Here is a 24,486-nt window from a genome sequence, read left to right on the forward strand (position 1 = left end):
AGCAGGTGAACGACAAAAGACAGCCCGGATGGCCCTGGCCCGCATTGGAACGCTTTGGATCGGTCCGGCGCTCAGCTGGATGGAACAGCTTTGCCTGGCCTCTTTCGTCGAGCACGGGCACGAGGTGACGGTCTTTGGCTATGACCCGATCGAGAACCTGCCCGCGGGCGTCCGGTTCGAACGGGCCGAGGCGATCCTGCCGGGCGAGCGGATCCTGCGCCACGCGAAAACCGGCAGCCCGGCCTATCACGCCGATATCTTCCGGCTGCGGATGATCCGCGACACCGGGATGGTCTGGGCCGATACCGATGCCTATTGCCTGCGGCCCTGGGACCAGCCCGAGACCGGCCATTTCCATGGCTGGATCTCGGATGCGCGGCCCCTGGTGAACAACGGCGTGCTGGGCCTGCCGCGCGACAGCGCGACGCTGGCGGCGATGCTGGCGTTCACCGCCGACCCCTACCCGGTGCCGCCCTGGCTGAGCGCCGAGAAGCGCGCGGAGCTGGAGGCCCGCAAGGCCGCCGGTGACCCGCTGCATGTCTCGCTCATGCCCTGGGGCGTGTTCGGGCCAGAGGCGCTGAGCCATTTCCTGCGCGAAACCGGCGAGATCGACCATGCCTTTCCGGGGCGCGTCCTGTATCCCGTGCCCTTCGCCCGCGCGGGCATCACCCTGCGCCCCAACCGCCGGGCCGAGGCCGAGGCGATGCTGACCCCGGACACGCTGTCGATCCATTTCTGGGGCCGGCGGTTCCGCAATATCGCGGGGCGGATGGGCGGCACCCCGCCCGAGGGCAGCCTGGTGGATCACCTGTTGAAACGCCACCGGATCGACCCGGCGCCCACCGCCCACCTGATGCCGCCGCCGCCAAAGGCGACGCTCGATCCCGGCCCCGCGCCCGATTTCTCGGTCTTTGAGGATGCGGACGTGGCCAACATGCTGTTGCAGCGGTCCGAAACCGCGGATGTGGGCGCGGAAATCCGCGCCTGGATGGCGGGCGACGACGCGCCGCTGATGGCCCATGCCCGCGCCCATCGCGACCGCGTGCTGGCCGACGTGTTCGAGGCCGCGCGCGCCGCCTGCGCGGGGGTCGTCGGCGCGCTGGACGCCGCCCCGCCGCAGCGTCTTGCCGATATCGGCTGCGGCTACGCCTTCGCCGACCTGATCCTGCACCGCCGCTATGGCTGTGACATCGTGCTGATCGATATCGAGGACAGCGACAGCCGCCATTTCGGCATGGCGGATACGGGCGCGGGCTATACCAGCCTGTCCCGCGCGCGGGCCTTCCTGGAAACGAACGGCGTGCCGTCCGACCGGATCACCACGCTGAACCCGCGCCGCGACGACCTGTCGGGGATCGCCACGCCCGACGCGGTCATCAGCCTGCTGTCCTGCGGCTATCACTACCCGGTCTCGACCTATGAAAGCCTGTTCCGCGACGTGCTGGCGGCGGGCGGGGCGGTGGTCCTGGACATCCGCAAGGGGTCGGGCGGCATCCCCGCGCTGAAGCGGATGGGCGCGACCGAGATTCTGGCCAAGGGGCCGAAACACGCCACCGTTCTGGTCGGCCAGGAGGACCGCCTTGTCCGACATGCTTGAAATCGCGGGCGTGCGCATCCCGAACGACCCGGCCATCGTGACGCCGAAGATCGCCGAGGCGATCCGCAAGGGCCGCTATGAAAAGGACGAGGTCCGCGCCACGCCCAAGTTCATCGAACCCGGCGACCGGGTGATCGAACTGGGCGCGGGGCTGGGCTTCATCTCCAGCTATATCGCCACGGCCCTTGGCGTGCGCGATATCCTGTGCGTCGAGGCCGACCCGACGCTCTGCGCCTTTATCGCCCGGGTGCATGCGGAAAACGGGATCGAGGGCGTCGAGGTCAAGAACGCCGTCGCGCTGAACGACACCGGCCAGCCGGGCACCCTGCCCTTTTACGTGCGCGACCCGTTCTGGTCCTCGTCGCTGGACGGCGACACGCCTTACGTGCGGGTGGTCGAGGTGCCCGCGCTGCCGCTCTCGGGGCTGATCCGCGCCTTTCGCGCCAACACGCTCATCGTCGATATCGAGGGGGGCGAGCGCGACCTGTTCCGCGACCTTGACCTGACCGGCATCGACAAGATCTTCCTGGAAATCCACACCCGCAAGATCCGCCGCATCGGGATCAAGCTGTGTTTCGACGCGCTGTCGGCGGCGGGCTTTGCCTATGACCAGCAGGCCAGTTGCGGCGGCTCGGTCCTGTTCCGCCGCATCCCCGCGGGGCAGTTGCGGCAGGCCGGGTTCACGTGACCGGCAGCGAGACCGAAACGGTGATCGCCGCGCTGCATCTGGACGAGGTGGGCCATTTCGCCGATATCAACGCCTCGGCTCCCGATCTCGCCGCCGCGTTGAACCGCCGCTATGGCTGCACGATCTCGGTCGTCGGGCTGGACCGGCAGGGGGCGCGGGCGGCCCTGCCCGCCCCGGACCTCGCGGCCTATCGCGCCCGCCTGCAAGCCCTGGGCGTTCCGCCCGACGATATCGACAGCGCGCCGCCGCCCCGCCGCTATGACGTGATCGCCACGCTTGACGGGTTCGGCGCGCGCCACCGGATTGCCGCCCTCGGCCCCTTCCTCGACCAGGCGCTGCACGCCGATAGCCGGCTTGTCCTCGACGTGAAGAAGGGGTCGGGCAGTTATCCGTTCCTGGCCCGCTACGGCAACTGCACCACGCTGAGCCCCGCCACCCGCGACGCCCCGGGCCGCGTCGTGATGGCCGTGGAACCGGCCGCCACCCCCGCCGCCGAATGGGCGGACATCGCCAGGGGCCTTGCCGGGCCGGGCGGGTTTTTCACCGATTGCGGGCAGCATTCCTTTCTGTTCATCCCGCGCGGCGACACGCTGGTGGTGACCTTCGACAATCTCGACATCGCGCTGACCAAGCGCGAAACCCGCCGCCCCTGGGGCTTTGGCTTCATCGAGAAGAACGGCTGGTCGATGCTGGGGGTGATGGCGGGCGGCTGGACCTGGTTCCGCGACGGCGCCGTTTCGGCCGAGTTCGACCGGCTGGCGGCAAGCGGGTTCTTCGCCCGGTTTTCCCGCGTGATCTTTTACGGCGCGTCGATGGGCGGCTATGGCGCGGCGGCCTTTTCCGCCGCCGCGCCGGGCGCCACGGTCTTTGCCATCAGCCCGCAATCGACGCTGGACCGGGCCGTGACGCCCTGGGAAACCCGCTATCGCAAGGCGTGGGAGCGCGACTTTTCCGGCCCCTATGGCGATGCGGCCCTTGCCAGCCGGACCGCCGCCGCCGTGCATATCCTTTACGATCCTTACGTGGCGCTGGACGCCGCCCATGCCGAGCGGTTCACGGGGCCCAACGTGCACAAGTGGCGCTGCCCGCTGATGGGGCACCGGCTGGGCTCGTCGCTGCAGCAGATGGGCATCCTGCAGGACATCGCCACCGCCGCGATCGAGGGGCGGCTGGAGGGCGCGATGCTGTATCGCCTGCTGCGACGGCGCCGGACCTTCCCGCGTTACCTGCGCGAACTGGCGAACCTTGCGCTGGAACGGGGCCATCCCGGCCTGGCGCTGCGGGTCTGCGATATCGCACTGGCCCAGGGCGACGACACGGCGTTTCACCGCCTCAGGGCGCATATCGAAGGGCGCCTTTCGCCCAAGGGTTGACCAGGCGCGATGGCCCCGGAATCGCCGCTTGCAGCGCTTGGGCGCCACGGCATAGCATGCCGCCGACCCAAGCGTGCCCGGGGTGCGCGAGGCAAGAACACAGGGGAGAGGAAGATGAACGCGAAATCCAAGCTGCTGGCCGCCGTCGCCGCGCTGGCCATGGCCGGGGTGGCCGGGGCCGAGCCGCTGAAGGTCGGGATGATCACCACGCTGTCGGGCGGCGGCGCAAGCCTGGGCATCGACACCCGCGACGGGTTCATGCTGGCGGTGAAACAGGCGGGCAATCCCGACCTGGAAGTCGTGATCGAGGACGACCAGCGCAAGCCCGACGTGGCGGTGCAACTGGCCGACAAGATGATCCAGTCGGACAAGGTGGACGTTCTGACCGGCATCGTGTGGTCGAACCTCGCCATGGCCGTGGTCCCCGCCGCCACCGCGCAGGGCAAGTTCTACCTGTCCACGAACGCCGCGCCGTCGCAACTGGCCGGCAAGGGCTGCAACCCGAACTATTTCTCGGTCAGCTACCAGAACGACAACCTGCACGAGGCCGCGGGCGCCTATGCCGCCAAGGCGGGCATCACCAGGGCGTTCATCATGGCGCCGAACTACCCCGCGGGGCAGGATTCGCTGGCGGGCTTCAAGCGGTTCTACGAGGGCGAGGTCGTGGGCGAGGTCTATACCCAGCTGGGCCAGACCGATTACGCCGGTGAAATCGCACAGATCCGCGCATCTGGCGCCGATGGGGTGTTCATCTTCCTGCCGGGCGGGATGGGGATTTCCTTCGTCAAGCAATACGCCGATTCCGGCGTCGGCCTGCCGCTGATCGGCCCGGCGTTCAGCTTTGAACAGACGATCATCCAGGCGATGGGCGACGCCGCGCTGGGCGTTCTGAACGGCGCGAACTGGTCGCCCGATCTGGACAACGCCGCCAACACCGCCTTCGTCGAGGGCTTCGCCGCGGAATACGGCCGGCTGCCCTCGGTCTATGCGTCCTATGGCTATGACACGGCGAACCTGCTCTTGTCGGCGATGGCCAAGGCCGACGTCAAGGATGCCGACGCCTTCCGCGCGGCGCTGCGCGCGGCCGATTTCGATTCCGTCCGCGGCGATTTCGCCTTCAGCCCCTCGCAGCACCCGGTGCAAGACCTTTACGTGCGCGAGGTGGTCCGTGATGGCGACATCCTGACCAACCGCATCGTGGGCACCGCGATCGAGGATCGCAGCCACGCCTACGAGGACGCGTGCAAGATGTAACCGGCGCGGGCGGGCGTTTCGCGCGCCCGCCCCTGCGAGGACCTGTCCCTTGTCCGTGATGCTCTTGATCGAGCAGGCCCTGAACGGCCTGCAATACGGCGTCATGCTGTTCCTGATGGCCGCCGGTCTGACGCTGGTCTTCGGGGTGATGGGACTGATCAACCTCGCGCATGGATCGCTGTTCATGGTGGGCGCCTTTGCCTGCGCCGCGGTCGCCGGGGCGACGGGCAGTTTCTGGCTGGGACTGGCCGCCAGCCTGGCGGCGGCGGCCGCCGCGGGGGCGCTGGTCGAACTGACCGTGATCCGGCGGCTTTACGCGCGCGACCACCTGGACCAGGTGCTGGCGACCTTCGCGCTGATCCTGGTGTTTTCCGAAGGCACGCGCTGGCTGTTCGGGTCGTTCCCGCTGTATCTGGACATTCCCGACGCGCTGGCGGGACCCGTCACCCTGCCCGGCGGCATCGACTATCCGCTGTATCGGCTGGTGCTGATCGGGATCGGGCTGGCCATCGCGGGGGCGCTGTTCTGGCTGATCGGGCGCACGCGGCTGGGTATCCGCATCCGCGCCGGAGAGGCCGACCGCGAGATGATCGCGGCGCTGGGCGTCGATATATCAAAGCTTTACACCATCGTTTTCGCCCTTGGCGCGGCGTTGGCGGGGCTGGCGGGCGCGCTGGTGGGCGCGCTGCAATCGGTGCAGGTGGGGATGGGCGAACCCGTGCTGATCCTGGCCTTCGTGGTGATCGTGATCGGCGGCATCGGGTCGATCAAGGGGGCCTTGGTGGGCGCGATCCTGGTCGGGCTGACCGACACGCTGGGCCGGTTCCTGCTGCCGATCCTGTTTTCCACCTTCATGGAAACCTCGGCCGCGACCTCGGTCGGGGCGGCGCTGGCCTCGATGCTGATCTACATCCTGATGGCCGGCGTGCTGGTGGTGCGCCCCGGCGGCCTGTACGGGCGGGCCTGAGATGGGGCGCGAGGGGGTTCTGAACTGGGTCGTCGCGCTGGCGCTGCTGGCGGTGCCGCTGGCGGCCCATGCGCTGGACGAGCCGTTCATCGTGACGCTGGCGACCAAGGTTGCGATCCTGGCGCTGGCGGGCGTGGGGCTGAACATCGCGCTGGGGCTGGGGGGCATGGTCTCGCTGGGGCACGCGGCGTTTTTCGGGATCGGCGGCTATGCGATGGCGGTGCTGGCCGCCCCGGTGCAGGCCTATGAGCCGCTGATGACCTGGCCCGTCGAGTTGCCGGGGACGAAATCCATGCCGGTGATCTGGCTGGCGGCGACGCTGGCGGGGGGGCTGGCGGCGCTGGCCATCGGGGCGCTGAGTTTGCGGACCAGCGGCGTCTATTTCATCATGATCACGCTCGCCTTCGGGCAGATGCTGTATTATTTCGCCATCTCCTGGCCCGCCTATGGCGGCGAGGACGGCATTTCCATCTATGTGCGCAACGGCTTTCCCGGCCTGAACACGCTGGACCCGATCCAGTTCTGCGCGCTGGCCTATGGCGTGCTGATGGCCGCTCTGCTGTTTTCGCGCATGCTCGCCCGCTCGTGCTTCGGCCTTGCCCTGTCGGGGGCACGGCAGAACCCGGCCCGAAGTGCGGCGCTGGGCATCCGGCCCTATTCGGTGAAACTGACCGCCTTCGTGATCTCGGGCGCGATCACCGGGCTGGCAGGGGCGCTGTTTGCCGATCTCAACCGTTTCGTCAGCCCCGCGATGCTGAGTTGGCAGACCTCGGGCGAAATCATGGTTTTCGTGATCCTGGGCGGCGTGGCGCGGCTGTTCGGGCCGGTCGCGGGGGCGGCGCTTTTTATCCTTCTCGAACATCTGTTGGGCGGCGTCAGCGACTACTGGAAGCTTTTCCTTGGCCTTGCGCTTCTGGGAATTGTCCTTTTCGCACGTGGGGGCCTGATCGGCACGCTGGCGGGCCGCGAGGTCGCCCATGACTGAGCCGGTGCTGGATGTTCGAAACCTGCAATTGTCCTTCGGCGCGCTGAAGGCCACGGATGGCGTTTCGCTGACCCTGCGCCCCGGCGAGATCCACGCGCTGATCGGGCCGAACGGGGCGGGGAAATCGACGCTGATCGGGCTGATCGCGGGCACGCTGACGCCCGATGCGGGGCAGGTCTTCCTGTCGGGGCGCGACGTGACGGGCACGGATGTAGTCGCCCGTGCCCGCGCCGGGCTGGCCCGCAGCTTTCAGGTGTCGGCGGTCGCGGGCGAGCTGACGGTGCTGCAGAACGTGGTCCTCGCGGTGCAGGGCGCGCGGGGGCAAAGCTTTCGCTTTTTCCGCCCGGCGCTGGGCCAGGCCGACCTTTGCGAGGCGGCCGAGGCGCATATCGCCCGCGTCGGCCTGTCGGACCGGCGCGCGGTGCAAGCGGGCGACCTGGCCCATGGCGAGCGGCGGCGGCTGGAACTGGCGATGGCGCTGGCGCTGTGCCCCCGCGCCTTTGTCCTGGACGAACCGATGGCGGGGATGGGCCCGGACGGCGCGCGCGAGATGACCGCCCTTCTGGACGATCTGCGCCACGAGGCGCCGATCCTGCTGGTGGAACATGACATGGACGCCGTGTTCGCGCTGGCCGACCGGGTCAGCGTGCTGGTCTCGGGCCGGGTGATCGCGTCCGGCACGGTGGCCGAGATCCGCGCCGACGCCGAGGTTCAGCGCGCCTACCTGGGCGAGGAAATGCTGGAATGACGCCGCTGTTGGAAATGCGCGGCGTCACCGCCTTTTACGGCCATTCGCAGGCGCTGTTCGGTGTCGATCTGGACATGGCCGAGGGCGAGGTCGTGGCGCTGATGGGCCGGAACGGGATGGGCAAGACCACCACCATTCGCGCGCTGACCCGGCTGATCCCGCATCGCGCGGGCGCCATCCGCTTTGCCGGCCAAACGCTGGACGGAATGCCCGCCCACCGTGCCGCGCGGCTGGGCCTGGGCCTGGTGCCCGAGGGACGGCGTGCCTTTCGCGGCCTGACCGTGACGGAAAACCTGATCGCCGCCGCCCGCCCCGGGGCGTGGGACCTGGCCCGCGTGCATGCGCTGTTCCCGCGGCTGGCCGAACGCGCCGGGCAGGATGCAGGCTCGCTTTCGGGGGGGGAACAGCAGATGCTGGTGATCGGGCGGGCGCTGATGACCAACCCGCGGCTGTTGATCCTGGACGAGGCGACCGAGGGGCTGGCGCCCTTGATCCGGGGCGAAATCTGGGACGCGATCCGCGCGCTGAAATCCGAAACCGGGCTGTCGATCCTGGTGGTGGACAAGTCGCTGAAGGAACTGGCCCGCGTGGCCGACCGGGCGGTGATCCTGGAAAAGGGCCGCACCGCCTGGGCGGGGCCGATGGCCGACATGACCCAAGACCTGGCCGACCGTTACCTGGGCGTCTGACGCGAAAAAGGCCCGCGCGCGTCACCGCGCACGGGCCAGAAACGCGGGCGGGGACCACGGATGCCCCGCCCGGTCGAACCGGTTCAGCGCTTGGGCGTGCCGCCCTCTTCCAGCGCCGCGTCCTCGTGCAGCTCAAGCCACATCGCGTTCACCACCGCAAAGAGCGCGGCGAGCGGAAGGCCCAGCATCCAGGCGAAATACCACATCTTTCGGCTCCTTTCTCAGTAGACCGAGTCGCTGTTTTCCAGCACGTCGTCGGCGGTCACTTTGCCCCACAGCACCTTGTAGACCCAGGCGGTGTAGGCCAGGATCAGCGGCACGAAGATCACCGCCGAGACCAGCATCACGAACAGCGTCAGGTGCGAGGACGAGCTGTCCCAGACCGTCAGCGACGAGTTCGGGTCGATGCTGGAGGGCAGGATGAACGGGAACATCGTCAACCCCACGGTCGAGATGATGCCGGTGATCGACAGTTTCGACGCGATCATCGTCCAGCCCTCCTTGCGCGCGGTGAAGCCCAGCCAGGCCAGCGCGGCCCCGGCAAAGCCCAGCGCGGGCGCGATGACGATCCAGGGCCGTGCGGCATAAGCCGCCATCCACGACCCGCCCTTCTCGACCTCGCTCATCAGCGGGTTCGAGGGGCCATCGGTCGCGACCTCGCCCACGAAGGCATAGCCGTCGATCCCGGCGGCCAGCCACAGACCGGCCAGCGCGAAGGTCGCCATCGTGGCCAGCGCCGCCCAGCCGCCGAAGGTGCGGGCGCGGTCGGCGACCAGCCCCTCGGTCTTGAGCACCAGCCACGCCGCCCCGTGCATCACCAGCATCGACAGCGACACGATCCCGGCCAGCAGCGCATAGGGGTTCAGCAGCCCGAAGAACGATCCCTCGTACATCGGCATCAGGTCTTCGGTCAGGTAGAACGGCACGCCCTGCAGCACGTTGCCGACCGCCACGCCGAAGACCAGCGCGGGGACGAACCCGCCGATGAACAGCGCCCAGTCCCAGGCCGTGCGCCAGGTTTCGCTGTCCCGCTTGGAGCGGTACTTGAACCCCACCGGCCGCAGGATCAGCGCGGCGAGGATCAGGAACATCGCAAGGTAGAACCCCGAGAAGCTGACCGCGTAAAGCGGCGGCCAGGCGGCGAAGATCGCGCCGCCGCCCAGGATGAACCACACCTGGTTGCCTTCCCACACGGGACCCACCGTGTTGATCGCCACGCGCCGTTCCACGTCGGTCTTGGCGACGAAGGGCAAGAGCGCCCCCACCCCAAGGTCGAACCCGTCGGTCAGCGCGAACCCGATCAGCAGCACGCCCAGCAGCAGCCACCAGATCACCCGCAGGATTTCGAAATCCATGAGTTCATGAAGGATCATAGCGTTCACTCCGCCGGTTGTTGCGCAACGCCGCGGCCCGACAGGCGGTCTTCATGCCGCCGGTTCCAGGCATCGGTCTCGGGCACGTCCATGAACGGCCCCTTGCGGATGTATTTCAGCATCAGCCCCATCTCGATCACGAACAGCGTCGAGTAGAAGGCAACGAAGCCCGCCAGCGTCAGCGCGACCTGCGTCACGCTCAGGTTGCTGACCGACAGCGCGGTGGGCAGCACGCCGTCCACCGTCCAGGGCTGGCGGCCGAACTCGGCCACGAACCAGCCCATCTCGGCGGCGATCCAGGGCGTCGGGATGGCGGCGACCGCCAGCCACAGCGACCAGCGCGGGAACCGCATCCCGTAGAAGTTGGCCCGGATGAAGAAGAACACCATCACCGCGATGAAGGCAAAGCCCAGCCCCACCATGATGCGGAACGCCCAGAACAGTTGCGGCACACCCGGGACGGTGTCCTCGGCGGCCATGGCGATCTGTTCGTCCGTCGCGGTGCGCGGATCCTCGACATAGCGTTTCAGCAGGAAGGCAAAGCCCAGGTCGGCGCTGTGCTCCTCGAACCGGGCGACCATCTCGGGGGTGGCCTCGCCCTTGGCCGCGCGGATGTCCATCAGCGCGTCATAGGCGATCAGGCCGTCGCGGATGCGTTCCTCGGATTCGATGACCAGGTCATTGATCCCCGGCATCTCCTCGGTCAGCGACCGGGTGCCCAGAAGGCCCATCACGACCGGCACCTGGACCGCGAATTTCGTCTCGCGCGCTTCCATGTCGGGCACGCCGACCAGGTTGAAATGCGCGGGCGCCTCTTCGGTTTCCCACATGCCCTCGATCGCGGCCAGCTTCATCTTCTGGGTATGCGTGGCCGAATAGCCGGACTCGTCGCCCAGGATCACCACCGACAGCGACGCGGCCAGGCCGAAACTTGCCGCCACCGCGATGGACCGTTTCGCCAGCGCCTCGTGCCGGCCCTTCAGCAGGTACCAGGCCGACACGCCGAGGACGAAGACCGACGCGGTCACGTAGCCCGCCGACACCGTGTGCACGAACTTGGCCTGGGCGACGTGGTTGAACATCACGTCGAAGAACGACGTCATCTCCATCCGCATCGACAGCGGGTTGAATTCCGCGCCCACCGGGTTCTGCATCCAGCCGTTCGCGATCAGGATCCAAAGGGCCGAGAAGTTCGACCCGATCGCCACCAGCCAGGTGACGACCGCGTGGGCGACCTTCGACATCTTGTCCCAGCCAAAGAACATCAGCCCCACGAATGTCGCCTCGAGGAAGAAGGCCATAAGCCCCTCGATGGCCAGCGGCGCGCCGAAGATGTCGCCGACATAGTGGCTGTAATAGCTCCAGTTCATGCCGAACTGGAATTCCATGGTGATGCCGGTGGCCACCCCAAGGACGAAGTTGATTCCGAACAGCGTGGCCCAGAATTTGGTCATTTGCCGCCACACCGGGCGGTTGGTCATCACATAGACCGTCTCCATGATCGCGACGATGATCGAAAGACCAAGCGTCAGCGGCACGAAGAGGAAGTGATACATCGCTGTCATGGCGAACTGGAGCCGGGACAGCTCGACAATGTCGAGTTCCATTTTGGCGGGCCTCCTTTGGCCGTTACCCGTACGAATCCCAAAAATGCACGACCTGCGCATCTTTAGATTCGTTCTAGGTATACCTTTGTGTGCGGACCTTGACCTATATCAATATCCGATGCCGGAGATGCATCTTCAGGTCATGCGAATCAGGCGGTCCGCCCAGTCGCGTTCCGCCTTGCGGTGCGACGCGGTCAGGATCGTGGCGCGCGGCAGGATTTCGCGGATTCCGCCCAGAACGCGGATCGCCGTGGGCCGGTCCAGCCCCTCGGTCGGTTCGTCCAGCAGCACAAGGCGCGGTTTGCGCAACAGCGCGCGGGCCAGCGCCAGCCGCCGCTGTTCGCCGCCCGACAGCCCCGCGCCGTTTTCCGACAACGGCGCATGCAGCCCGCCGCGCCCCGCCACCGTGCTGGACAGCGCCACCGCCTCCAGCACCTCCAGCGCCTCGCGTTCGTCCAGGCCCGGGCGTGCCAGCGCCAGCATGTCGTAAAAGCTTTGGCCCAGCAGCATGCTGCGCTGGGGCAGATAGGTCATCTCGGCCCGAAGCTGGCTTTCGGACAGGTCGGACACCGGGCGGCCGGCGATGTGGATCTCGCCCCGGTCGGGCGCGATCAGCCCCGCGGCCAGCGCCAGCACGGTGCTTTTGCCCCGGCCCGACGCGCCGACCAGCGCCACGCTTTCGCCCGGTGCCACGCTCAGGCCGAAATCGGCGATCACCGGGCGTTCGGCCCCGGGGTGACGATAGCTGATCGCGGTCATCTCCAGCGCCGCGGCGGCCTCGTCCGGCGCGGGGGCGGCGGGCGCCGCCGGCACCGGCGCGGCGCCGTTCTCGGGCATCAGCCGGCGCACCCGGCGCGCGGCGTCCAGCATCCGGCCCAGGTCGGCCAGCCCCCGGCGCAGCGGCTGCACCGTCTCGGCCAGCGCCAGCGCGGCGAAAAAGCCCAGCGCCGCCTGCGCGGGGCCGATGGCGCCCCGCTCGACCAGCGCACCGCCCAGCCACAGCGCCACGCCGGCCGAAAACGTGGTGGTCAGCGCCAGCAGCAGGCCCGCCCGCCGCTCCAGCCGGTCGACCGCGTCCAGGTTCTCACGCAGGCGCGCCTCGGCGGCGCCCACCGCCCCGGTCTGGTCGGGCAGGCGGCCATAGACCACCAGATCGTCGCGCGCCCGCAGCAGATCGATCAGCCGGATACGGAAGGCCTGCAACGCCTTTTCCGACCTGCGCGAGGGGGCCAGCGCATGCCGCCCCGTCCAGATCAGCACCAGCCCCGTGCCCAGCGCGAAGCTCATCACGATCCAGGCCGCCAGCACCAGGTCGGTCAGCCACCACAGCATCAGGAAACTGCCCAGGTAGACCACCGCCGCCGACACCGCCGGGATGAACAGTCGCAGCGCGATGCCGTCCAGCGCGTCGACATCGGCGACCAGCCGGTTCATCGTCTCGGCGCCGCGCAGTTGCGACAGCCGCCGGAACGGCAGGTCCAGCACCCCGCGCAGCAGGCCCACGCGGATGTCGGTCAGGCTTTTCAGCGTGGCGTCATGGGTCAGGAGCCGCTCGCCATAGCGCGCCGCGGTCCGGCCCAGCGCCAGGAACCGCACCGCCGCCGAGGGCTGGAACACGTTGAAGGCAATGCCGATCCCCGCAAGCCCCGCCGCGCCCGCCGCGGTGATGAACCACCCCGACAGGCCCAGAAGCGCGACACCCATGGCCACCACCGCCACCGCCAGCGCCGTGCCCCGGATCAGCGAGGCGCGCTGCGCCCGCCAGATCAGCCGCAGGATATGCAGGATGTTGTTCATGCCGCCGCCTCTGCCTGCATCGCGATCTGGCGGTCCATCCGCGCCGCCAGCACCGGGTCATGGGTCGCCACGATCAGCGCCGCGCCGCCCGCCACCAGCCCCAGAAGACCCTCGGTCACCAGGCCCGCGGTTTCCTCGTCCAGGTCGGCCGTGGGTTCGTCGGCCAGCAGCAGGTCGGGATGGGCGTGCGCCGCGCGCGCCACGATCAGGCGCCGCGCCTCGCCGCCCGACACGCCCATGCCGAACTCGCCCAGCTGGGTGTTCAGCCCGCGCGGCAGGGTCGCCACCACCCGGTCGGCCGCCGCCAGTTCCAGCGCCGCGTCCAGCGGCAGCGAGTGCCCCGGCCGCACCGCCAGCGTCAGGTTCCTTTTCAGGCTGCCCGACACGAACCGCGGCTGCTGTGGCAGCCAGCCAAGGCGGGCCCGCCAGGCATCGGCGTTCTCGGGGGCCAGCACCGTCTCGCCCAGCCGTATCTCGCCCTCGGTCGGCACCGCCATCCCCGCGATCAGCCGCAGAAGCGAGGATTTGCCGATGCCGCTGGGCCCGGTGATCGCCAGCGTCTCGCCGGGGGCGAGGTCGAAATCGGGAAACCGGATCAGCCGCCCGCCCGGCGGTTGATAGGCCAGCCCCCGCACCATCAGGGTATCGGCCGTGTCGATCGGTTTCGCCGAGGCCCCCACCCCCAGGAACGAACTTTCGCCCTTGGCCTCGATCTCGGCCAGTTCGCGGGCTACCGCGCTGGCGTCCGCCTTGTCGTGCCAGGCCGAGGCCAGGTCGCGCAGCGGCTGGAAATAATCCGGCGCCAGCAGCAGCAGGAACACCCCTTCGGCCACCGTCAAGGGCGTGGCCCAGGCGCCGAAGGTGATCTCGCCCAGCAACGAAAAACCCACGAAGACCGCGACCATCGCCACCCCGATCGCCGCGAACAGCTCCAGCACGGTGGAGGACAGGAAGGCGATGCGCAGAACCTCCATCGTGCGGCGGCGCAGCCGGTCGGCGGCATCGCGGAACCCCGCCACCGTGCGCTCGGACGCGTCGAGCAGCCGGATATCGACCAGCGCCGTCAGCCGCTCCAGCAGCAGCACGTTCATGTTCGACAGCTCTTCCATCTGGCGTTCGCTGGCCTGCTTGGCGGCGATGCCGACCAGCGCCATGAAGACCGGGATCAACGGCCCCGCCACCAGCAGCACCAGCCCCACGGCCCAGGAGAACCAGAACGACACGGCCAGGATCACCAGCGGCACGATATAGGCGCGGCGCCGGGCGATATAATAGCGGGTCAGGAACGGCGTCATCGCCGCCATCTTCTCGGCGGCGAGCGTGGCGGTGCGGGCGGCAGGCGGGCGCGCGGCGTCATCGGTGGCGCGGCGCGATTCGCGCGTCACCAGCCTGGCCCGTTCCAGCGCCAGCACCGTGTCGGCCGCGCGGAACGCCATCGCGCCCGCCCGGTCGTCCAGCAGCGCGCGGCCCAGCCCGACGATCACGAAGATCAGCGCGTAGATCGCGACATGGCCGCCCACGCGTTCGGGTTCCAGCATGTGACCGATCGCCAGCGACACCGCGCCCGCCTGGACCAGCCACAACAGCGACGCCCCCGTGGCCAGCGCGCCCGCGCGTTCCAGCCTGCTCATCACCGGGGCGGTCATCTGGGCAAGCCGCTTGCCCGCGGGATCGTCCTTCTTCGCGCGTTTCCGGCTCAAACCCTGCCCCGCTCGTCGTTTCCCACCTGCCCCGCGCCGAAACGCAAAGGGCTTGCCTGATCTTTAACAGGCTCTATGCTCGGGAGAACCCGTATGTGAGATAAATCATTATCCGCGACGGTTGGCAAAGAGAACCGCCGATGAGGTTGACGACACGCACCAATATCGCGATGCGCGCGTTGATGTATTGTGCCGTCAACGGCGGGCGCACGGTGCGGAAATCCGATATCGCCAGCGCCTGCAACACCTCGGAAAACCACATGGCGCAGGTCATCAACACGCTGGCCCATCACGGGCTGGTGCAGACCACGCGCGGGCGCAATGGCGGGCTGACACTGAAACGCGCGCCCGAGGACATCACCGTGGGCGAGGTGTTCCGCCATCTCGAATCCGGCGTGCCCTTTGCCGAATGTTTCGATCCCCAGACGAACACCTGCCCGATCACCTGCTGCTGCCGCCTGAAAGGCGCGCTGCACAGCGCCATCGACGCCTTTTACAAGACGCTCGACGGCATCACCCTGGCCGACCTGGTCGCCGGCAACCAGGACCTGCAAAAGGCGCTCTTGCTGACCGAGCCCGGCTAGGCAACGCCGCGCCGCGCCGCTAGAACCGGGAAAACGCCCCAGCGAAAGCCCGTGCCCCGTGACCGACCCCGTTCCTTCGCCCGGCCAGGCCCCGCAGGACTTCCTGCGCCATCTGTTCGCGGTGGCCGTCGCCGCCGCCGACCCGATGCGCGCGGTGCCCGCCGCGCTGCCGCCGAAACCGGACGGCCGCGTTGTGGTGATCGGCGCGGGCAAGGCGTCGGCGCGGATGGCCGAGGCGGTGGAATCGGCCTGGGGCCCGTGCGAAGGGCTGGTCATCACGCGCTATGGCTATGCCCGGCCCACGCAGGGCATCGAGATCGTCGAGGCCGCCCACCCGGTGCCCGACGCCGCGGGCGTGGCCGCGACCGACCGGATGCTGGCGCTGCTGGACGGGCTGGGCGAGGACGATTTCGTGCTGGCGCTGATGTCGGGCGGGGGATCGGCGCTGTTGATCCGGCCCGCGGGCGACATCACGCTGGCCGAGAAACAGAAGGTCAACGCCGATCTCTTGGCCTCGGGCGCGCCGATCGGGCAGATGAACCGCCTGCGCAAGCATCTGAGCCGGGTCAAGGGCGGCCAGTTGGCCGCCGCGGCCTATCCCGCGCGGATGCTGGCGCTGATGATTTCCGATGTGCCGGGCGACGACCCGGCCGCCATCGCCTCGGGGCCCACGGTGGGCGATGCCAGCACGCCGAGTGAGGCCCGCGCGATCCTGGACCGCTGGCAGATCGTCCCGCCCGCCTCGGTCGCCGCGGTTCTGGCGGGGGACACCGGCGTTCTGCGCCCTGAAGACCCGCGGCTGGCGCGCGTCGAGAACCGGGTGATCGCCGCGCCGTCCCAGTCGCTTGAGGCCGCCGCCGAGATCGCCCGCGCCGCCGGCTGCCGGGTGGAACTGCTGGGCGACGCACTGGAGGGCGAGGCGCGCGACCTGGCCGCCGAACATGCCGCGCTGGCGCGGACCCGGCAGGCCGCCATGGCCCCGGGCGCGGCGCCGCTGGTGCTGCTGTCGGGGGGCGAGTGCACGGTCACGCGGCGGGGCGACGGCGTGGGCGGGCCGAACGCCGAATACGCCCTTGCCCTGGCCGCGGCGCTGAAGGGCGCGCCCGGCATCCACGCCATCGCCTGCGACACCGACGGGGTCGACGGCGCGGCCGAGGTCGCGGGCGCGGTGATCGGCCCCGGCACGCTGGCGCGCGCCCGCGCCGCCGGGCGCGACGCGGCCGCGGCGCTGGCCATCAACGACGCACACGGGTTCTTTGCCGCGCTGGGCGACCAGGTGGTGCCCGGCCCCACCCTGACCAACGTCAACGATTTCCGCGCAATCCTTGTCCAGCCGGCGGATTGACCCCGGCGCGGCACCGTCACTGCCCAAATCCTGTGCAACCGCGCCCGCAGCGGGGCCTTCCGCGCGCCATCGCCTTGCACCGGCGCGCGCGCCGCGCAACTCTCGCCCGAAACACCGGGCCCGAAACGAATGAGCGAACCCTCGCAGAACCTGCGCATGAAGCTGGCCGATCTGGTCGGCCGCGTCTATCCCGATCTCGACCGCGATCACCTGGTCGGACAGATCATCCAGGCGTTCTGGCCCGAGGGCACCCACCCCCGCCGCCGCGCGCGCACGCCATCGAACCGGCTGTGGTCGCCGCATGACGCCATGGTCATCACCTATGGCAACAGCATCGTGGACGGCCAGCACAAGCCGCTGGATCTGCTGAACGATTTCCTGAACCGCCACCTCAAGGGCACGGTCAGTTCGGTGCATATCCTGCCGTTCTTCCCGTTCACCTCGGATGACGGCTTTGCGGTCACGGATTACCGCGCGGTCAACGGCAACCTGGGCGACTGGGCCGATATCCGCCGCATCGCGGCCGAGTTCACGGTGATGTCCGATCTCGTGCTGAACCACGTCTCCAGCCAGTCGCCCTGGTTCAACGCCTACCTGCAGGGCCACGAACCCTATGACCGGTTCTTCTTCGAGGCCTCGCCCGATGACGACCTGTCGCCCGTGGTCCGCCCGCGCACCAGCCCGCTGTTGCGCGAGGTCGAGACCGCGCATGGCACCCGCCATGTCTGGTGCACCTTCAGCCACGACCAGGTGGACCTGGATTTCCGCAACCCCGAGGTTCTGCTGGAATTCCTGCGCATCATGCGGCTGCATGTCGAAAACGGCATCCGCATCGTGCGGCTGGATGCGGTGGCCTTCCTGTGGAAGGAACCCGGCACGCCGTCGATCCACATGCCCCAGACCCACGCCATCGTGCAGCTGATGCGCGTGCTGTGCGATTTCGCGGTCGAACCGATCATCCTGTTGACCGAAACCAACGTGCCCAATGTCGAGAACCTGTCCTATTTCGGCAACCGGAACGAGGCGCACGCGGTCTACAACTTCTCGCTGCCGCCCTTGATCCTGCACGCGCTGATGTCGGGGACGGCGCAACACCTGCACCGCTGGCAGACCACGATGCCGCCCGCGCAACTGGGCTGTGCCTACCTGAACTTCACCGCGTCGCATGACGGGATTGGGATGCGCCCGGTCGAGGGGCTTTTGCCCGAGGAGGAGATCGGCGAGATCATCGCCACCGTCCGCGCCTTTGGCGGCGAGGTCTCGATGCGCACGCTGAACGGCGGCGGCGAGGCGCCCTATGAACTGAACATCACCTGGTTCGACGCGATGAAGGGCACGTTCGAGGGCGAGGACGACCACCAGGTCGACCGGTTCCTGTGTTCGCAGACCATGGTGATGGCGCTGGAAGGGGTGCCGGCCTTCTATATCCACGCGCTGCTCGCCACGCCCAACGACCATGCGGGCGTGGAAAAGACCGGGGTCAAGCGCGCGATCAACCGCCACCGCTGGGATTACCCGCACCTTCTGGCGCTGCTGGACGATCCCGCCAGCCCGCAGGCGCAGGTGCTGCGCCAGATGAAGCGGCGCATCGCGATCCGCTGCCGCCAGCCCGCCTTTCACCCCAATGCCACGCAGTTCACCCTGCATCTGGACCACCGGCTGTTCGGCCTGTGGCGGCAAAGCCTGGACCGCGACCAGTCGATCTTTGCCCTGCACAATGTCAGTGCCGAGGACCTGTCGGTCTCGCCCATGTCGATCAACCTGATCGGCGGCGAGAACTGGGTCGACCTGCTGACCGGCGAGACGATCTCGCCCACCGGCACCGATATCCCCTTCGCCCCCTACCAGTGCCGCTGGATCACCAACCGGGGCTAGCGGCGGGCGGCGTCACTGCGCCGTTTTCAGATGCGCCAGATAGGCCACGATGGCCCGGATCTCGTCATCGGTGACGTCGATCTCGGGCATCCGCTCGATGCCGCCGGTGGCGTTGCGCACGCGGTAATAATCGCTGCCCCGGATATCGCCGCTGCGGCCATGGCTGGCGGTCGGGCCGTGGCAGGTGATGCAGTTCTCCTCGAACAGCGCCTTTCCGGCGATCACCGGCGGCGGGGTCTCGGCATGGGCGGCGGACACGGTCAGAACGGCCAGGCAGGCGGCAAGGCGGGGCAGGATAGGCGGCATGGCATGTCCCGGTCAGGCAGAGGGGGCGAAGATCGGCCCGGGTGATTTGGCACATCTTTCATACAGTTTTGTAACAGCCCGCCGCCGATCCGCGGGTCCATGCCTGCCGGGCGGCGCCGCGACCAACCGTCAAGAAACTGTCACGCGCCCCGACTAGGAACGTGCGCCATAGGAACACCCCTTTCCAACGAATCCTCCGGAGGAACGACATGCCCGCACTGATGGCAACCCGCCTGCGCCTCGCCCTTCCCCTCGCCGCGGCCCTTTTGGGCTCGACCGCGCTGACCGCCCATGCCGAAGGCCTGGTGACGATCGGCCAGACCACCGCCGTGGTTGCCGAGGCCAGCACCGCCGACGAGCCCGCCGAACTGGCCGATGGCAAGTCCGGCGACACCGCCTATCCCTTCCTCGGCAATCTCAAGGCGCTTGCCACCGTGGGCGAGGTCGACGCCGAAACCGGCAAGGCGCTGACCGGCTATCCCGATGGCCACGCCGCCTGGCTGGCCGACGAGGACACGGTGCGCATCGCCTACCAGTCGGAATCCTACGCCACCATGTCGAACGAGACCTATGGCTGGGAAATGACCTCGGGCGCGACCTTCACCGGGTCGCATGTCCACACCATCGATTATGACCGCGCGGGACTGGCCGATTTCCTGGGCAACGACGCGCCCGCCGCCAGCATCGTCAAGGGCTCGGGCCACCTGTTCAACCGCGTCTTCAACGTGTTCGGCAACGAGGTGCTGCCCCGCTCGGAAGGTGGCGTCTGGGGCAACCAGGCCCGCCCCGACGGCACGCTGGTCGAATTCACCGACGATTTCAAACTGTCGAACGGCGACTTCTTCTTCCAGTCGTTCTGCGGCGCCTGGTACGAACCGGCGAACAAGTACGGCGCGGGCATCGGCTTTGCCGACGACGTGTGGCTGAACGCCGAGGAATGGAACATCCAGGAGATGTTCGAAACCCAGGACGCCAGTGGCAACGTCACCCAGACCTGGAACACCGACGAGGGCATGGGCCTGGCCTCGATCGTGACCGACATCGCCACCGGCACCGCCTATACCGTGCCGGCGCTGGGCCAGACCGGCTATGAAAAGATCATGCCGATCAACCCCGCCCATCCCGATTACGTCGTGCTCGTGCTGGCCGGCTATAACCACGATCTCGAACCCGCGCCGCTGAAGATCTATGTCGGCAAGAAGGGCGTGGACGCCGCCGGCAACCCGGTGGGCGACGACGCGACCGAGCGTGACCGGTTCCTGGCGCGCAACGGCCTGCTGCACGGCAAGATCTACGGGCTGGCGGTCGCCAATACCGATTACGCCGCGCTTGGCATCGACACGATCGACCCCACCGCCAAGATGATGGACGCCTATATCACCAACCCCGATGCGGCCGACAGCTTTGCGGCGAAATTCGTGCCGACCTCGTACCAGTGGGGCGGCTGGGACGCGCCCGTGGCCGTCGGTGAAACCGAGATGACCCGCTGGCAGATGGCCGAGGAACAGCCCGAGGGCCACACCTATTTCGTGGGCGATTCCAAGACCGAACACCCCGCCGTCGACCCCGACATCACCCGCCAGCGCTGGGTGCAGAACCTGACGCAGGAAGGCGGCATCCTCTCGTTCGAGCTGACCGATTTCCTGGCCCAGGTCGAGGCCGCCGAGGGCGGCCTGCCCGCCATGGTCTCGGCCAGGGTCGACCGGGTGCTGGGCGCCCATGACGGCTCGCTGACGCTGGAAGTGGCCGACAAGGGCCTCAAGCATGGCGGGCAGGGCACCCACGCCACCTGGGAAGACGGCCGCGCCAAGACCGTCGCGCCCGACGGGCTTCAGTGGATCAAGGCGTCCGATGCCGACGTGCTGATCGTGGACGAGGATTCGGGCAACGAATTCGGCGAGCGCAAGTTCGCCCTGGTGATCGACCCCGAAACCATGCAACCGGTCGAGGACGGCAAGGGCTATTTCCTGGCCCAGGCCGGCGGCAAGGCCAACCCCCGCGCCGCGGCCGGCGCCTCGGTGATGGGCGGCGCCTTCTCCAAGGCCAACTCGGCCGAATTCTCGGGGACGTGGAACATCACCGCCCTGCTGGCCCGCAAGGAGGACGGCAGCTTCTACAGCGCCGCCGACCTGGCCGGCACCGGCCAGCAAGCGGTGAACGCCAGCCTGCCGCTGGATCGCCAGGTGCTGATCGGCGTCGTCCAGAACAAGGCCGAATCGGCCGGCCAGGTCAAGGAGGTGCAGGCCGACCAGGGCGGCCAGCTGTTCATCTTCAACCTCGACCTGCCGGAAGCGGCCTACCAGACCGCGATGAAGTGATCCCGGGCCAGGGATCGAACCCGCGGGGGCGCGCATCTTGCGCGCCCCTTTGCGTCGGGGCGGGGCGGAATTAACCGGGCGCTAAGGGCGCGCGTGCTCTGGTCCCGCCACGATCCGCAACGAGGTGAGTCGACATGAAACCGAGGCTTCAATCGATCAGGGTGCGTCTTTTCCTGGGCGCCGGCCTCCTGTTCCTGGCGCTGGCGGTCATCCAGGCCGCCGTCCTGCAACGCCAGTCGGCCGAAGCGATGCGCGCCGCGGCACAGCAGCGGCAGGCCACCTCCTTGCGGATCCTCATCGACCAGTTCGCCTCGGAATTCGACGGCATCGACCTTAAAACCGGGCCCGGGGGGCGCGTGGAACGGGCCAGCTGGGCGGCCCTGCCCGAACTGACCGATCACGCGATCATCGACCGGGTCGCCGCGCTTTCGGGCGAAACCGCGACGCTCTTCGCCTGGGATGCCGCGCGTGGCGATTTCGTGCGCGTGACCACCAACATCCGCAAACCCGATGGCTCCCGCGCCGTGGGAACGGTGCTGGGGCGGGACAATCCCGTTCACGCCGCGATGATCCGGGGCGAAACCTTTACCGGCGAGGCCACGATCCTGGGCAAGCCCTACCTGACGATTTACGAACCCATCATCGGACCGGCGGGCAAGGCGATCGGCATCTTCTATGTCGGTATCGACCGCAGCCAGATCGACGCCGCGATCGCCGCGGCCCGCTATACCAGCCTGGTGCTGTCGGGCCTGCTGATCGCGACCGCGCTGGGGGCGCTGGTGCTGATGCTGCGCGCCATGCTGCGCCCGCTTTCCGACCTGGGCGCATCCTTCGAACGGATGGCCGGCGGCGATCTGGACGCCCCCGTGCCCCATGCCGGCCGGCCGGACGAGATCGGCGCCATCGCCAGCCGGGCCGATAGCTTCCGGCAAGAACTGGCCGACGCGCGCCGCCGCGACGAGGACGCAACGCGCCAACGCGAACAAGACAATGCCCGTGTCGTCAGGACATTGTCAGCCGGCCTGAAACGCCTGGCCGAGGGCGACCTCACGCAAAAGCTCGATGAATGGCTGCCCGAAACCTACAAGGGGCTGCGCATGGATTTCAACGCCACGGTCGATTCGCTGAACATGCTGATCGGCTCTGTCATCGAGAACGCGCTTGAAATCCGCCGCAACGCCGACGCGATCACCGCCTCGTCCGAAGAGCTGTCGCACCGGACCGAGAACCAGGCCGCCACGCTGGAGGAAACCGCCGCCGCGATGGACGAGCTGACCAACAGCGTGAAATCCACCGCCGCCAGCGCCGCCGAGGTCGAGAGCGTCGTCCAGGGCGCCCACAAGGATGCCGAGCAAAGCAGCCGCGTGGTCCATGATGCCATAGGCGCGATGTCGGACATCAAGAAATCGTCGGACGAGATCAGCCAGATCATCGGCGTGATCGACGATATCGCCTTCCAGACCAACCTCTTGGCGCTGAACGCCGGTGTCGAGGCCGCGCGCGCGGGCGAGGCCGGGCGCGGCTTTGCCGTCGTCGCCTCCGAGGTGCGGGGCCTGGCCCAGCGCTCTTCCGAAGCGGCGAATGAAATCAAGACGCTGATCTCGGGCGCGTCGGAACGGGTGGATTCGGGGGTGTCGCTGGTCAACCGGGCCGGCGACGCGCTGACCGATATCCTTGGCCGGGTAAGCGAGATCACCGGGCTGGTCGGCGGCATCGCGACCAGCGCCCAGGAACAATCCGTCGGGCTGGGCGAGATCAATATCGGCGTCACCCAGCTTGACCAGGTGACGCAGCAGAACGCCGCGATGGTCGAAGAGATGGCCGCCGGGGCCGCCACGCTGAACGCGGAGTCGGCCTCGCTGGAACAGCTGGTCGCACGGTTCAGAACCCGGGACAGCGGCAACATGCCCTTCGCGGCCGGCGGCGCGACGGCCGCCTAGAGCCGCCGCGGGGGTCCGGGACCCCGGCCGCCCGCCGGGCCGGACCGGTTGCACGATGGGTTATCGCGGACCGGGCCCGCGCACCGCCGGCCGCCACGGGCCCCGGCGCGCTAGCCGTGATCGGCCGCGTCCGCCGCCACCGCCGACAGCATGTCCGACATCAGCGCCGGGTCGGCCGCGTGCACCCGGTTCCAGGTCGGGATGAACGGCGTCTCGGCGGGGTTGTCCAGGAACACCTGGCCCGCCTCGGTGATGTTGCGGGCGAACAGCTCGATGATGTTCTCCTCGGCATGCCGGTCCAGGTTCAGCCCGTTCATCCGCGCGTCGTTGTGATAGCATTCCAGCAGGTCCAGCGCCGAGCGGTAATAGGTGGCCTTGAGCGTGCGGAAGATTTCCTCGGAAAACACCGTGCCGTCGGCGGCCAGCTTGCGGAAGATCGACTTGCAGATGTCGATCGACATTCGCGACAGCCCCGCGCTTGCATCCTCTTCGGAGACCGGCTGATGCTTGTGGTCATAGGCATCCGCGATTTCCACCTGGCAGACCGATTGCGGCGCGAGGTTGCGCCACGCCTCGGACAGCACGCCGATTTCCAGCCCCCAGTCGGATGGGATGCGCAGGTCGGGCAAGGGCGCGGTGCGCATCGCGAATTCGCCCGACAGCGGGTAGCGGAACGACCGCAGGTAATCCAGGTAATCACGGTCGCCGATGGTCTTTTTCAGCGCGATCAGCACCGGGCTGACCAACAGCCGGCTGACCCGCCCGTTCAGCTTGCCCGCGCCGATGCGGGGGTAGAACCCCTTGGCCAGCTGGTAGGGAAAGGCGGGGTTGGCCACCGGATAGATCAGCCGGGCCAGCATGTCGCGCGAGTAGGTGAGGATATCGCAATCGTGCAGCGCCAGCACCGCGCTGTCCTTGCAGGCCATGATATAGCCCATGCAGAACCACACGTTGCGCCCCTTGCCCGGTTCGCCGGGGTCCAGGTTCAGCGCGTCCAGCCGGGCGTGGATGGCCTGCATCCGCGGGCTGTCCTGCCAGATCACCACGTGGTTCTGCGGCAGCCGGCCGAAGAATTCCAGCGCATGGGCGTATTGCCCCGCATCGGCCTGGTCCAGCCCGATCACGATGCGGTGCAGATAGGGCACCTCGGCCAGTTCATCCAGGATCGCGGGCAGCGCCTCGCCCTGCAGTTCCGAGAACAGCGAGGGCAGGATCAGGCTGATCTTGCGGGTCTGGGCGAAGGTCGTCAGCTCGTGCGCCAGCTGTTCGGACGAGGCCGACCGCAGGTTGTGGAGCGTCGCCACATTTCCGTTCTGGTGAAAGTCCGCCACGCGCCCGAT

20 protein-coding genes are annotated in these 24,486 nt (G+C 68.4%); 13 read left to right on the forward strand and 7 right to left on the reverse strand.

All coding sequences use genetic code 11. From position 1 onward, the window contains the following. Window positions 1-28 precede the first annotated feature (28 nt). The 8 genes from EV662_RS01680 to EV662_RS01715 all read left to right on the forward strand — a co-directional run bounded on the left by EV662_RS01680 (window position 29) and on the right by EV662_RS01715 (window position 8,301). Window positions 29-1,597, forward strand: a complete 1,569-nt coding sequence (locus EV662_RS01680) for a class I SAM-dependent methyltransferase (RefSeq protein ID WP_132460388.1) — start codon at window positions 29-31, stop codon at window positions 1,595-1,597. After that, window positions 1,590-2,285 carry an FkbM family methyltransferase gene (locus EV662_RS01685; protein WP_243695753.1) on the forward strand — a complete coding sequence of 232 codons (696 nt, stop codon included), beginning with the start codon at window positions 1,590-1,592 and terminating at the stop codon, window positions 2,283-2,285. The genes EV662_RS01680 and EV662_RS01685 overlap by 8 nt, the downstream gene beginning before the upstream one ends. Continuing rightward, entirely contained in the window at window positions 2,282-3,658 is a 1,377-nt protein-coding gene (locus tag EV662_RS01690) for a hypothetical protein (protein ID WP_132460390.1), read from the forward strand. The genes EV662_RS01685 and EV662_RS01690 overlap by 4 nt, the downstream gene beginning before the upstream one ends. Window positions 3,659-3,772: 114 nt before the next feature. Next, a complete protein-coding gene (locus EV662_RS01695) occupies window positions 3,773-4,912 on the forward strand; it encodes an ABC transporter substrate-binding protein (RefSeq protein WP_132460391.1) in 1,140 nt (379 codons plus the stop codon). Window positions 4,913-4,970: 58 nt separating this feature from the next. Next, complete coding sequence (locus EV662_RS01700; RefSeq protein WP_425056988.1) at window positions 4,971-5,879, forward strand: branched-chain amino acid ABC transporter permease; 909 nt, start codon at window positions 4,971-4,973, stop codon at window positions 5,877-5,879. Between the two features lies 1 nt (window position 5,880). Beyond that, on the forward strand, window positions 5,881-6,864 hold the full coding sequence (locus EV662_RS01705; protein ID WP_132460393.1) for a branched-chain amino acid ABC transporter permease: 984 nt from the start codon (window positions 5,881-5,883) through the stop codon (window positions 6,862-6,864). Beyond that, window positions 6,857-7,612, forward strand: coding sequence for an ABC transporter ATP-binding protein (locus EV662_RS01710; RefSeq protein ID WP_132460394.1), 756 nt, complete (start codon window positions 6,857-6,859; stop codon window positions 7,610-7,612). Before EV662_RS01705 ends, EV662_RS01710 begins: the two co-directional genes overlap by 8 nt. Then, window positions 7,609-8,301, forward strand: coding sequence for an ABC transporter ATP-binding protein (locus EV662_RS01715; protein WP_132460395.1), 693 nt, complete (start codon window positions 7,609-7,611; stop codon window positions 8,299-8,301). Before EV662_RS01710 ends, EV662_RS01715 begins: the two co-directional genes overlap by 4 nt. An 83-nt stretch (window positions 8,302-8,384) precedes the next feature. On the opposite strand, the gene cydX is transcribed toward EV662_RS01715, so the two are convergent. From cydX to cydD, 5 genes are all read right to left on the reverse strand, one after another. Further along, complete coding sequence (cydX, locus tag EV662_RS01720) at window positions 8,385-8,507, reverse strand: cytochrome bd-I oxidase subunit CydX (protein WP_132460396.1); 123 nt, start codon at window positions 8,505-8,507, stop codon at window positions 8,385-8,387. 15 nt (window positions 8,508-8,522) lie between these two features. Then, window positions 8,523-9,674, reverse strand: coding sequence for a cytochrome d ubiquinol oxidase subunit II (gene cydB / locus EV662_RS01725; protein ID WP_132460397.1), 1,152 nt, complete (start codon window positions 9,672-9,674; stop codon window positions 8,523-8,525). A 5-nt stretch (window positions 9,675-9,679) separates the two neighbouring features. Further along, window positions 9,680-11,281 carry a cytochrome ubiquinol oxidase subunit I gene (locus EV662_RS01730; RefSeq protein ID WP_132460398.1) on the reverse strand — a complete coding sequence of 534 codons (1,602 nt, stop codon included), beginning with the start codon at window positions 11,279-11,281 and terminating at the stop codon, window positions 9,680-9,682. A 135-nt stretch (window positions 11,282-11,416) separates the two neighbouring features. Continuing rightward, entirely contained in the window at window positions 11,417-13,078 is a 1,662-nt protein-coding gene (locus tag EV662_RS01735) for an amino acid ABC transporter ATP-binding/permease protein (protein ID WP_243695735.1), read from the reverse strand. Next, window positions 13,075-14,778: a thiol reductant ABC exporter subunit CydD gene (gene cydD / locus EV662_RS01740; RefSeq protein ID WP_243695736.1), complete on the reverse strand. Its 1,704-nt coding sequence runs from the start codon at window positions 14,776-14,778 to the stop codon at window positions 13,075-13,077. Before cydD ends, EV662_RS01735 begins: the two co-directional genes overlap by 4 nt. Before the next feature lie 140 nt (window positions 14,779-14,918). Between cydD and EV662_RS01745 the strand changes: the two genes are divergently transcribed. From EV662_RS01745 to EV662_RS01755, 3 genes are all read left to right on the forward strand, one after another. Next, window positions 14,919-15,362, forward strand: a complete 444-nt coding sequence (locus tag EV662_RS01745) for an RrF2 family transcriptional regulator (RefSeq protein ID WP_132460399.1) — start codon at window positions 14,919-14,921, stop codon at window positions 15,360-15,362. 145 nt (window positions 15,363-15,507) lie between these two features. Further along, window positions 15,508-16,707 (forward strand): glycerate kinase type-2 family protein, encoded by a 1,200-nt coding sequence (locus EV662_RS01750; RefSeq protein ID WP_132460677.1) that lies wholly within the window; start codon window positions 15,508-15,510, stop codon window positions 16,705-16,707. A 129-nt stretch (window positions 16,708-16,836) separates the two neighbouring features. Then, entirely contained in the window at window positions 16,837-18,582 is a 1,746-nt protein-coding gene (locus EV662_RS01755) for a sugar phosphorylase (RefSeq protein WP_132460400.1), read from the forward strand. Window positions 18,583-18,594: 12 nt separating this feature from the next. On the opposite strand, the gene EV662_RS01760 is transcribed toward EV662_RS01755, so the two are convergent. After that, window positions 18,595-18,888, reverse strand: coding sequence for a c-type cytochrome (locus EV662_RS01760; protein WP_132460401.1), 294 nt, complete (start codon window positions 18,886-18,888; stop codon window positions 18,595-18,597). A gap of 209 nt (window positions 18,889-19,097) precedes the next feature. Between EV662_RS01760 and EV662_RS01765 the strand changes: the two genes are divergently transcribed. Beyond that, entirely contained in the window at window positions 19,098-21,206 is a 2,109-nt protein-coding gene (locus EV662_RS01765; protein ID WP_207903571.1) for a hypothetical protein, read from the forward strand. Window positions 21,207-21,340: 134 nt separating this feature from the next. Then, a complete protein-coding gene (locus tag EV662_RS01770) occupies window positions 21,341-23,146 on the forward strand; it encodes a methyl-accepting chemotaxis protein (RefSeq protein ID WP_132460402.1) in 1,806 nt (601 codons plus the stop codon). A 110-nt stretch (window positions 23,147-23,256) separates the two neighbouring features. On the opposite strand, the gene EV662_RS01775 is transcribed toward EV662_RS01770, so the two are convergent. Beyond that, window positions 23,257-24,477, reverse strand: a complete 1,221-nt coding sequence (locus EV662_RS01775) for a glycosyltransferase family protein (RefSeq protein WP_132460403.1) — start codon at window positions 24,475-24,477, stop codon at window positions 23,257-23,259. Window positions 24,478-24,486 lie beyond the last annotated feature (9 nt).

This window comes from Rhodovulum marinum, assembly GCF_004343075.1.
GTDB classification, from domain to species: Bacteria; Pseudomonadota; Alphaproteobacteria; order Rhodobacterales; family Rhodobacteraceae; genus Rhodovulum; species Rhodovulum marinum.

What these genes read in the sequence shown, in the direction of transcription:
- EV662_RS01745 (WP_132460399.1), top strand. Translation starts at nt 14,919, where the DNA reads ATGAGGTTGACGACACGCACCAATATCGCGATGCGCGCGTTGATGTAT.
- EV662_RS01755 (WP_132460400.1), top strand. Translation starts at nt 16,837, where the DNA reads ATGAGCGAACCCTCGCAGAACCTGCGCATGAAGCTGGCCGATCTGGTC.
- EV662_RS01715 (WP_132460395.1), top strand. Translation starts at nt 7,609, where the DNA reads ATGACGCCGCTGTTGGAAATGCGCGGCGTCACCGCCTTTTACGGCCAT.
- EV662_RS01760 (WP_132460401.1), bottom strand. Translation starts at nt 18,888, where the DNA reads ATGCCGCCTATCCTGCCCCGCCTTGCCGCCTGCCTGGCCGTTCTGACC.
- EV662_RS01735 (WP_243695735.1), bottom strand. Translation starts at nt 13,078, where the DNA reads ATGAACAACATCCTGCATATCCTGCGGCTGATCTGGCGGGCGCAGCGC.
- cydB (WP_132460397.1), bottom strand. Translation starts at nt 9,674, where the DNA reads ATGATCCTTCATGAACTCATGGATTTCGAAATCCTGCGGGTGATCTGG.
- EV662_RS01705 (WP_132460393.1), top strand. Translation starts at nt 5,881, where the DNA reads ATGGGGCGCGAGGGGGTTCTGAACTGGGTCGTCGCGCTGGCGCTGCTG.
- EV662_RS01750 (WP_132460677.1), top strand. Translation starts at nt 15,508, where the DNA reads ATGCGCGCGGTGCCCGCCGCGCTGCCGCCGAAACCGGACGGCCGCGTT.
- EV662_RS01685 (WP_243695753.1), top strand. Translation starts at nt 1,590, where the DNA reads ATGCTTGAAATCGCGGGCGTGCGCATCCCGAACGACCCGGCCATCGTG.
- EV662_RS01710 (WP_132460394.1), top strand. Translation starts at nt 6,857, where the DNA reads ATGACTGAGCCGGTGCTGGATGTTCGAAACCTGCAATTGTCCTTCGGC.
- EV662_RS01695 (WP_132460391.1), top strand. Translation starts at nt 3,773, where the DNA reads ATGAACGCGAAATCCAAGCTGCTGGCCGCCGTCGCCGCGCTGGCCATG.
- EV662_RS01765 (WP_207903571.1), top strand. Translation starts at nt 19,098, where the DNA reads ATGCCCGCACTGATGGCAACCCGCCTGCGCCTCGCCCTTCCCCTCGCC.
- EV662_RS01680 (WP_132460388.1), top strand. Translation starts at nt 29, where the DNA reads ATGGCCCTGGCCCGCATTGGAACGCTTTGGATCGGTCCGGCGCTCAGC.
- EV662_RS01770 (WP_132460402.1), top strand. Translation starts at nt 21,341, where the DNA reads ATGAAACCGAGGCTTCAATCGATCAGGGTGCGTCTTTTCCTGGGCGCC.
- EV662_RS01700 (WP_425056988.1), top strand. Translation starts at nt 4,971, where the DNA reads ATGCTCTTGATCGAGCAGGCCCTGAACGGCCTGCAATACGGCGTCATG.
- cydX (WP_132460396.1), bottom strand. Translation starts at nt 8,507, where the DNA reads ATGTGGTATTTCGCCTGGATGCTGGGCCTTCCGCTCGCCGCGCTCTTT.
- EV662_RS01730 (WP_132460398.1), bottom strand. Translation starts at nt 11,281, where the DNA reads ATGGAACTCGACATTGTCGAGCTGTCCCGGCTCCAGTTCGCCATGACA.